The 2013-nt window shown below is 65.2% G+C and carries 1 pseudogene; it reads right to left on the reverse strand.

The features are described 5' to 3' along the window. Nucleotides 1-2013, reverse strand: a pseudogene (locus tag QZM72_RS35415) (hypothetical protein); the annotation flags it as partial.

Here is a 2013-nt window from a genome sequence, read left to right on the forward strand (position 1 = left end):
CGTTGGTCGTGCCAACCAGGGACTGTGCGCCATCGCCGATCGCAATCGCACTCTGAGCCAGCGCAGCCACGTGGTTGTTACCCACCGCGACCGCGTTATTGCCGTTCGCTTTGCCCTGCGAGCCGATGACGAGCGCGTTCACGCCGTTCGTCGTGACCTCGGAACCGATCGCCACCGAGTATGGTTGATCCGCGCCCGTTGCCGCCTTGTTGCCAATCGCCACCGAATTGTCCGAGTTTGCTACGCTGTGTAGACCAATCGAGACCGCGTCAGAACCGGCGGCGGCCGAACCCAAACCAACCGCGACAGCGCTCACCGTCTGCGGGTCGCCCTCACCGACACTCGCACTGTTCTCCAGGCTACCGTCCGAGCCCATGCCGTCGACCGCGACGATACCGCCGTTGGCGTCCCAACGGGCAAGCGAGTGCAGTCGGGACAGGACGGTCGATTGCTCGTTCGCGATGCTCGTTTTCAGCCCCCCCAGCGCATCGTAAAGTTGCGAGCCGTTGACCGCATCTGTGCTTCGGGCAGAGATCTCCCCCTTGCCGACGTTGACGATTTTCCGCTCGGCGCCTATGTCGCCGACCGACACCGTCATCGCTTCTTCTGCGACGGAATTCGCGCCGATCGCCACCGATCCGAGCTGCTGCGCACGTGCGCCGGAACCCAGCGCCAGCGTACTTGGACCGCCCGCCGAAGCCCGGGAACCGATCGCGACGGACTGGGCGCCATTCGCATACGCCGCGGCACCGGTCGCCTTGACCTTGATGTACTTCAAACCGAACGAACCGTCAACCAGTTCACGCTTCACGTTCGACAGCCCCGAATTCAACTGGCCGACGTTCACTGCGTCGGTGTCGGCGATCCCTGCAGCCACATTCTTAAGCGCCACCGGGCCCGTCGCATTCGTGCCGATCAGCGTCACCGAATCGCGATTCGCCGTGCCGTCCTCGTTACGGTCGTACGTCACCGCCGCGATCGTCTTGCCGGTCGTCTTGTCCACCAGCCCGGAATCCACGAACTCGCCTTTCAGGCCCGCCAGGCCCGCAGCATTCGTGATTACCCGTTCGTCCAGGTTCGACACCGCTTCGCCCACGCTGTGCGCGGTCGCCGTGCCGCCGTTCAGCGCGTAGGTCGGTGCCGTCACCTTGCCGGTTGTGTCCACCGACGAACCGCCGCCCAGCGCGTTGGCCACACTTTGCGCCGTGCCGTGCAATTGCGAGCCGTTCACCGCGTCCGTGCTCGTCGCGCTCACGTCCCCTGCGGCGAGCTTCTTCAGCTTCGTGCCATTTTCACCGGCCAGCGTAATCGAGCCTTTCGCCTCGTCGTCATACGCGACTGCATTCGCGTCCATGCCGCCACCGCCAGTCTCGGCCGCAGCCGCGATCGCATCGCCTACGTTGCCGTACGTCTTGTCACCCACGTGGTATGTCGGCGCCGTCACCTTGCCGGTTGCATCCACCGACGAACCGCCGCCCAGCGCCGTCGCCACGCTCTGCGATGTGCCGAAAAGCTGCGAACCGTTCACCGCGTCCGCGCTCGTCGCAGTCACCGCGCCTGCGGCCACGTTCTTAAGCGCCACCGGGCCCGTCGCATTCGTGCCAATCAGCGTCACCGAATCGCGATTCGCCGTGCCGTCCTCGTTACGGTCGTACGTCACTGCCGCGATCGTCTTGCCGGTCGTCTTGTCCACCAGCCCGGAATCCACGAACTCCTCTTTCAGGCCCGCCAGGCCCGCTGCATTCGTGATTACCCGATCGTCCAGGTTCGACACCGCTTCGCCCACGCTGTGCGCGGTCGCCGTGCCGCCGTTCAGCGCGTAGGTCGGCGCCGTCACCTTGCCGGTTGTGTCCACCGACGAACCGCCGCCCAGCGCGTTGGCCACACTTTGCGCCGTGCCGTGCAATTGCGAGCCGTTCACCGCGTCCGTGCTCGTCGCGCTCACGTCCCCTGCGGCGAGCTTCTTCAACTTCGTACCATTTTCACCGGCCAGCGTGATCGAGCCTTTTGCCT

It is taken from the genome of Burkholderia sp. AU45388 (assembly GCF_030481585.1).
GTDB lineage: Bacteria > Pseudomonadota > Gammaproteobacteria > Burkholderiales > Burkholderiaceae > Burkholderia > Burkholderia sola.